We start from the raw sequence: 7,112 nt of genomic DNA on the forward strand, positions 1-7,112 counted from the left end.
GGCTCGCTCGGCCGGCTTCGTCTCCCAGCTCGGCCGGGTTTTGCTCGGCCTGCTTCGGGGCACGTTGCGTTTTCTGCTGGTGGCCGTGCTCGACGTGCTGATCCTCGCGGTTCGGTTCATGCTCTGGTTCCGCCGCCTCTTGTTCTGGCTGGGCCTCTTCTCAGCTCTGTCCTGCATTTTGAATTATCAGGCTCATAAGCCGCTGCTCGCCGCGTTCGCGCTCGGGGCTGGTATCCTCATGATGACGCTCTCACGCGCCAGCCTGCTCCTCAATGACCGGCTGCGCTTCTGCCAGCTGCAACTCCATGCCTGGGCTCAAGGCTGGCCGGTAGCGCGTTATGCGTTCACCGCCCTCCCGCCCCGGCGTTGATGAGGTTGGCCGATTTAATGCCTAACCAGCAGCTGAACGGTGACATGTAAGCATGTTGTTGTGTTGGTAGGGCACAAATCGATCCTGGTCACTGGATGGCGGATTGTCTGCCTCCGAAACCAGCCGTTCAATGCCGACACGCACCGGCGACTTCGCGCCCATCCCGGTCGCCCGGCACTCCAGAGGGCATTCTCCGAAGCCGACACTAGAGGTCGCCCGCAGGTCGTCCCGCATGAGCCAAACGCCGGATGCGGCCACGAGGATCGCCGGGATCCAGAGCGTTGGAAGGGGTGCCTGGACAAATTGAGCGATAAGGCCGAGCAACGGTGCGCCAAGCACTGAGCCAGTATTGCGCCAGTAGAGAGGACAACATGAAAGTGCTTTTCATGTATGCTAGGCATGGACATTAAGTGAACGGCAATGGATTGCCGAGGTAGAAGTCCAATCTAGCGATCAATTTGGGTCGATCATGCGATTTGCGAACTAATTTTCGGGCGTGATCCATTTGCATTGATACTTGAATGAACGATTATGGCGTTCTCCTGAGTTTGCGGTTTGAAGCGCAGAAGGCGAAGTGCGTTGGCCGTGACGAGTACCGTGGCCCCGGTATCGGCAAGGATCGCCATCCAGAGCGGCGTGATGCCGGACAGGCTGGTGACCAGGAACACGCTCTTGAGCCCGAGAGCCAACGCGATGTTCTGCCAGATATTGATGATGGTTGCGCGCGATAGGGTCACCATTTCGGCGACGCCGGTGACCCGGTTCTTCAGGAGTGCGGCGTCCGCCGTTTCGAGCGCAACATCCGTCCCGCTCCCCATTGCGACACCAACCGACGAAGCTGCCAGGGCTGGCGCGTCGTTGATGCCATCACCGACCATCGCGATCGGCGCCTCGGCCTTGTAACCCGAGATAGCGGCAAGCTTGTCATCCGGCAGAAGACTGGCACGAACCTCGATCCCCGCGGCGTCGGCGATCCCTTGTGCGCACCGAAGGTTGTCGCCGGTGAGCATGACCGGTCGAATGCCAAGCGCACGCAGTGTCCGCACAGCTTCGGAAGCATCGGCTCTCAGTTCGTCCCGCAATGCGATCAGACCGATCAGGCGCTTGCCTTCGCACACCGTGACGACGGTTTTTCCCTCATCCTCGAGGGCTGAAATCCGTTCCTGTGCCGTATCATCGAGCAATGCCTGTTCAGCGGCATGAAGCGGCGAGGCGACCGTCACGAAACCGGAGCTGATCCGCCCCATGACGGACTTGCCCGGCGCCGCCACGGTGCCGCCGAACACTCGCGGCATATCAAGGCCGCGAAGTTCAGCTTCCTTGACGATCGCCGCGCCGAGCGGGTGGCTGGATCCGCGTTCCACGGCCGCGGCCTTCGCCAACACGTTCGCAACATCGCCCTCGACGGGGACGACGTCAGTCACCTGAGGCTGCCCCATCGTCAGTGTGCCGGTCTTGTCGAAGGCGACCGTTCTGATCTTGCCGAGTGTCTCCAGCGCCGCGCCGCCCTTGATCAGCAACCCGTACCGGGCACCGCTCGCGAGTCCCGATGCAATAGCCGCAGGTGTTGAGATCACCAGCGCGCAGGGGCAGGCGATCAGCAGGACAGCCAACCCCCGATAGATCCAGGTGAACCAGTCGGCGCCAAGGGCGAGAGGCGGACCCAGCATCACGAGGGCTGAGAACGCCATGGCGGCAGGCGTATACCAACGGCTGAACCGGTCAATGAACCGTGCCGTCGGGGCTTTCGTAGCCTGAGCTTCCTCGACCATGTGGATGATGCGAGCTATCGTGTTGTCGGCAGAGGTGCGGGTGATCTCGATGCGAAGCTCGCCATGTCCGGCAATGCTGCCGGCATAAACCGGCGCCCCCTCGGCTTTGACGACGGGCGCGGATTCCCCGGTCACCGGTGCTTCATTGACCTGGGACGTGCCCCCGACCACCGTTCCATCGGACGGTACCCGATCGCCGGCGCGAACCGTCACAACGTCGCCGATGGCGAGGGTCTCGACCGGCACCGTTTCAATCGCGTCGCCGCGCACTCGGCGTGCGGTGCGCGGCACGAGGCCGATCAGCCCCTCGATACCGGCCCGCGCCCGGCCAGCGGCGACGCCCTCTAGCAGTTCACCCAGCGCGAACAGGAACACGACGATTGCGGCGTCAGCACCCTCGCCGATCGCAAGGGCGCCGATCGATGCAATCGACATCAGGGTTTCCATTGTGAAGGGCGTGCCAGTCCGCATGCCCGCCAGCGCCCGGCGGACAATCGGCAGCAGGCCGACCAGCGCGGCTGCGACATAGGGCCAGGGCGACCAGGCCGGCTCTGCCTGCGTCACGACAAATCCAAGCGCGAGGAGCAACCCCGTGACGCCGACCAGTCGGACCTTGCGGGTCTTCCACCAGACGTTTCCGCTGGCTGATTCCGTCCGGACCTTATCCGCATCCGCCTGCCTGGTGCCTCCGAGAGGCGTGAAGCCGAGCGCTCTGATCCTCGCCTCGATCATGGTTCTCGCGGTGCGGTCTTCGTCCAGCATGAGCGACAGGGAGGCGGTGCTGAAACTGACAGAGACATCCGTGACGCCAGGCAACCGCTTCATGGCATTCTCGATCTTCACGGCGCAGCCGCCGCAATCCATGCCTTCGATCTTCAGCTTGACACTACTCGCGGAGGCCATGGCTTTCCCTCGACAATCCCGACAGGAAGCCAATATGATCCCTGTAGTCACTACAGGGTCAAGCGATGTCGGGTGGATCTTTGGCAATTGGCGAACTCGGCCGGCAGACCGCAACCAGGGTCGAGACCATCCGCTACTACGAACGTATCGGGCTGTTGCCGGCTCCGGCGCGAACCGCCGGCAACTATCGGGCATACGGACCCGAGCATCTGAACCGATTGAGCTTCATTCGCCGGTCACGCGATCTGGGTTTTTCACTCGATCAGGTCCGTGCTTTGCTGGATCTTGCCGATGAGCGCGCCCGCTCTTGTGAAGCTGTCGACGCAATTGCCCGCGATCATCTGGCGGAGATCGATCGCAAGATCGCCGATCTGCGTGCTCTGCGGCGCGAACTCGGCAACATGATCAGTCAGTGCCGCCAGGGGACGGTTGCCGAATGCCGGATTATCGACGCGCTATCCCCTGGGGTCAGCCAAAAGAAGCGGCGAAACTGACGAGCGCTTTCATTGAGGGCGGGGCAGATCCCGCATGAGCCAGATTCCTGATCCGGCCACGAGGACCGCCGTGATCCACAACGCCGGCAGGGTTGCCTGGGCAAATTGGGCGATAAGGCCGAGCAACAGGGCACCAAGCGCGTAGCCGGTGTCGCGCCAGTAACGGTAAGTCCCAAGAGCCTTGCCGCGGATCAACGGCGCTGCCTGGTCCGACATCGCGGCGATGAGGTTCGGGTAGAGCAGCGCCATGCCAACGCCCATGACGATCGCCCCCGGCAGCCATAGCGACGCATCGCGCCCGGCCGCCGTGATCGCGATGCCGGCGGCGAGGAGAAAAAACCCGGCGATCACCGGGGCGCGGCGGCCGACCCGGTCACCCAGATGGCCGGTCCAGAGCTGCGAGACGCCCCAGACCATGGCGTAGGTGCCGGTCAGCCAGCCGATTTCGATCAGCTTTGCGCCATGTGCCTTGAAGAACAGTGGGAACATCACCCAGACCAGCGTGTCGGCAATTTTGTTGACGATGCCGCCCTGGCAGATCGCCCGCCCGACCCGATCGCGGAAAGAGATGCGGACGAAGATCGCGCGGAGCGTGAGCGTATGATCCTGCGATGCGCCAGCACCGGCCTCGGCATGTTCGGCCTTCACCCAGGCAAGCGTGTCACGTACACGGGTGATCGTGGCGAAGGCCAGAACAATCGTGGACATGCCGAAAATTAGCAGTGCATTACGCGCGCCGACCGCCTCGGCCAGCAGGGCGGCCACGGCGCCGGCCAGACCGACGGCAACATATCCAGTAGCCTCGTTGATGCCGACGGCAAGCCCGCGCTGGTGACTGCCGGCGAGGTCAATCTGGCTGGTCACCGTCATCGTCCATGTGAAGCCCTGGCTGATCCCGAGAAACACGTTCGCGATCACGATCCACCACCAGTTGGGTGCCGCCCAGATCAGCAGCGGGATGGGAATGGCTGCGATCCAGCCGGCAATGAGGACAGGCTTGCGGCCGAACCGGTCGGCGAGCCCGCCGGCGACAAGGTTGAGCGCGCCCTTCACCAGGCCGAAGGAGAGCACGAAACTCGCGAGAAAGAGAAAGGCACCGGGTGCGACGCCGAACTCGTGCGCGAGGGTCGGCAGGACCGCGCGCTCCATGCCGATGACAAGACCGACGAAGAAGACCTGTAGCGCCTGTAGCGTAAACTGGCCGCGATTGGCCGCGATGCCGCGGATATGATCCGAGGCGTTCGCCACCGTGGTCACGCGGTGAAGCCCGCATTCCAGGCACGCAGTTCGGCTGCGCCCTCGGGGGCGGGCGGGATATTCTCGAGCATGAAGGCGACGAAGCGCTCGGCATCGTCGATGCGGAAGGCGGGGTTGTACCGCCGCTCAAAGCCGATAGTGGACACCGGTTTGCCTGAGAGACCTCGGCCACAGACCGAGCCAGCCAGAGCCCCGGGTAGCACCTCGATATGATCCGGCAGCGCCTTGAGCCGGACGAGGCTGGCGAAGAGGTCGCGCGCGCCGCGCGCGGCGTCGGTGGCAAGCTCGGTCCGGCCGACATCGCCCACCATAAGCGTGTGGCCGCCGAGTACGCTCCACGGCTCATCCGCGCGGGTGCGGTCGGTCACCGTGAGGCAGAGATGCTCCGGCGTGTGACCGGGCGTGTGCAGAACCTCGAGCACGACATTGCCGAGTTCGAGCCGTTCGCCGTCTGCGAGGCGGCGGCACGCATAGCCGACCTTGGCGGATTCGTGGATGGCGTATTCGGCGCCAGCCGCTTCGGCCAATGCGCGGCCGGCGGAGCGATGATCGGCATGCAGGTGCGTATCGATTACCTGGCGGATCGGCGTCGCCGAGGCTGATGCGGCCTGCAAATAAGGCTCGATCGGAAACAGCGGGTCGACAACCACGCCGGCGCCCTTGCCGACACAGCCGAGCAGATAAGAGGCCGCCGTGGGATCGGTGTGCAGGAACTGTCGCAGGATCATGAGTGTTGCTCCCGGCTGAGGTGGCGATCTTGTCGCCAGCGCGCTATCACATTATCATTCGCGATATTGATCGAATGAGTCGAAGATGAAGTCAAGCAGCGGTCCAAAGCAACAGATTTTCAGCCATCTCGCCGAGATCGCAGCTGCACTTGCGCATCCGCACAGGATCGAAATTATCGAACTGATCGCCCAAGGTGAGCGCAGCGTAGAGGATCTTGCCGAACGGATTGGCCTGTCGCTCTCGAACACGTCCCGCCACCTGCAGGTCTTGCGCCGTGCCCGCCTTGCGGCGCCGCGGCGAGAGGGCAAGAACATGTTCTATAGCCTGGTCTCCGAGACCGAGGTGGTGACGTTGCTGGGCAGCCTGGGGCGAGTGGGCGAGCGGAACATCGCGGAAATCGATCAGGTGCTGCAGGCGTATTTCCGGGCGCGGGATTCTCTCGAGCCCGTATCGCGCTTGACCTTGCTTGAACGCCTGCGCGAGGGCAGCGTGACACTCCTCGATGTCCGACCGGCGGATGAATTCGCGCGGGGCCATTTGCCGGGTGCGTTGAACATTCCCCTCGATCAGTTGGATGCGGCGCTGGGCCACTTCACTGAGAACATCCCGGTCGTCGCGTATTGCCGGGGACCGTATTGCGTTCTGTCATATGAAGCCGTGGCGCAGTTACGGGCGCGAGGCGTTCAGGCCAGCCGCCTGGAAGATGGCTATCCTGAGTGGAAGGGAGCGGGTTTGCCTATCGAGACCTGAGCTGCGGGGGCGGACCGGCTATCCGATCTTACGGCGACCGTGAACCGACGCGAACCCGATCACACCGGGGACGTATTTCGAATCAGCTGCTTGGAATGCCGATCGGCGTCCAGACCCTAGGTCGATAACAATAAGTCCATGAGTCTACTGGTCGCTGCCCGAACTTGGTTGTTCAGGCCGCATTTTCCTGAAAACGGCGCACTGGTGGCTGCTGGTGTTGTCGTGCAAGCCAAAGATCATAGTTTGCCTGCATCCCAAGCCATGCCTGCGCCGTGCTCACGCCAGCCTGTTCAAGCCGGATCGCCAAATCAGGGGCGTTCAACACACGCGACAACGCTGCGCGGGACATAGCCAGCCTCTGGGCGGCCTCGGTAACGGAAAGCCCCAGCTCACCGATGACATCCTCTCTTAGCAGTTCGCCAGGATGTGGCGGATTATTCATCATTTTACCTTCTCCTAGTGGTAGTCTTGATAATTCACCAACTCAACGCCAGCCTCAACGAACCGAAATGTCACTCTCCAATTCCCGTTGACCCACACGGACCAGTGCCCGGCAAGGTCACCTTTCAGTGGGTGCAGCTTAAACGCCGGGATGTTCATATCCTGCGGCGTCTGCGCCACATCCAAAAGGCCAAGAATGCGCTTCAACTTGCCAGCCTGTGCGGCTTGAATCCCGCGCATGGAGCCCGTGCGGTAAAAAGCCTCCAGGCCCTTATGTCGGAAACTCAAGATCACAAATCAGTGTAACGCGTAGCGCGTCACTATACAACTTCAATCAATGTGATCACGTCCAAAACCGACCGGTTTCGGACACCTCGCCGAGAGCATGCCCAAAAC

General features: G+C 62.5%; 8 protein-coding genes. 3 read left to right on the forward strand and 5 right to left on the reverse strand.

What is annotated here, in order from left to right; all coding sequences use genetic code 11:
* Window positions 1-370: hypothetical protein (locus B7Z76_RS15225; protein ID WP_291345028.1), on the forward strand; the 370-nt coding region annotated here is incomplete at its 5' end.
* A 467-nt stretch (window positions 371-837) separates the two neighbouring features.
* Here B7Z76_RS15225 and B7Z76_RS15230 read toward each other — a convergent pair.
* The gene (locus B7Z76_RS15230; protein WP_174501866.1) at window positions 838-3,045 is read right to left on the reverse strand and encodes a heavy metal translocating P-type ATPase; all 2,208 of its coding nucleotides are present in this window, start codon (window positions 3,043-3,045) and stop codon (window positions 838-840) included.
* Window positions 3,046-3,125: 80 nt separating this feature from the next.
* Between B7Z76_RS15230 and B7Z76_RS15235 the strand changes: the two genes are divergently transcribed.
* Window positions 3,126-3,539 carry a helix-turn-helix domain-containing protein gene (locus B7Z76_RS15235; protein WP_371808602.1) on the forward strand — a complete coding sequence of 138 codons (414 nt, stop codon included), beginning with the start codon at window positions 3,126-3,128 and terminating at the stop codon, window positions 3,537-3,539.
* Between the two features lie 9 nt (window positions 3,540-3,548).
* Here B7Z76_RS15235 and B7Z76_RS15240 read toward each other — a convergent pair whose 3' ends face one another.
* Entirely contained in the window at window positions 3,549-4,796 is a 1,248-nt protein-coding gene (locus tag B7Z76_RS15240) for an MFS transporter (RefSeq protein WP_174501834.1), read from the reverse strand.
* The gene (locus B7Z76_RS15245) at window positions 4,793-5,524 is read right to left on the reverse strand and encodes an MBL fold metallo-hydrolase (RefSeq protein ID WP_011930465.1); all 732 of its coding nucleotides are present in this window, start codon (window positions 5,522-5,524) and stop codon (window positions 4,793-4,795) included. Before B7Z76_RS15245 ends, B7Z76_RS15240 begins: the two co-directional genes overlap by 4 nt.
* 85 nt (window positions 5,525-5,609) lie before the next feature.
* On the opposite strand from B7Z76_RS15245, the gene B7Z76_RS15250 reads away from it, so the two are divergent.
* A complete protein-coding gene (locus tag B7Z76_RS15250) occupies window positions 5,610-6,275 on the forward strand; it encodes a metalloregulator ArsR/SmtB family transcription factor (protein ID WP_011930464.1) in 666 nt (221 codons plus the stop codon).
* Between the two features lie 172 nt (window positions 6,276-6,447).
* Here B7Z76_RS15250 and B7Z76_RS15255 read toward each other — a convergent pair whose 3' ends face one another.
* Together B7Z76_RS15255 and B7Z76_RS15260 are read right to left on the reverse strand one after the other, a co-directional pair.
* Window positions 6,448-6,720, reverse strand: a complete 273-nt coding sequence (locus B7Z76_RS15255; protein ID WP_291345033.1) for a HigA family addiction module antitoxin — start codon at window positions 6,718-6,720, stop codon at window positions 6,448-6,450.
* A gap of 11 nt (window positions 6,721-6,731) precedes the next feature.
* Window positions 6,732-7,010, reverse strand: coding sequence for a type II toxin-antitoxin system RelE/ParE family toxin (locus B7Z76_RS15260; RefSeq protein ID WP_011930462.1), 279 nt, complete (start codon window positions 7,008-7,010; stop codon window positions 6,732-6,734).
* Between the last annotated feature and the right edge of the window lie 102 nt (window positions 7,011-7,112).

Origin of the sequence: Acidiphilium sp. 20-67-58, from assembly GCF_002255515.1 — a bacterium.
Classification (GTDB): domain Bacteria; phylum Pseudomonadota; class Alphaproteobacteria; order Acetobacterales; family Acetobacteraceae; genus Acidiphilium.

Bases quoted from the DNA above. Each gene is read 5' to 3' on its own strand.
- B7Z76_RS15230 (WP_174501866.1), bottom strand. From the start codon at position 3,045: ATGGCCTCCGCGAGTAGTGTCAAGCTGAAGATCGAAGGCATGGATTGC.
- B7Z76_RS15245 (WP_011930465.1), bottom strand. From the start codon at position 5,524: ATGATCCTGCGACAGTTCCTGCACACCGATCCCACGGCGGCCTCTTAT.
- B7Z76_RS15250 (WP_011930464.1), top strand. From the start codon at position 5,610: ATGAAGTCAAGCAGCGGTCCAAAGCAACAGATTTTCAGCCATCTCGCC.
- B7Z76_RS15255 (WP_291345033.1), bottom strand. From the start codon at position 6,720: ATGATGAATAATCCGCCACATCCTGGCGAACTGCTAAGAGAGGATGTC.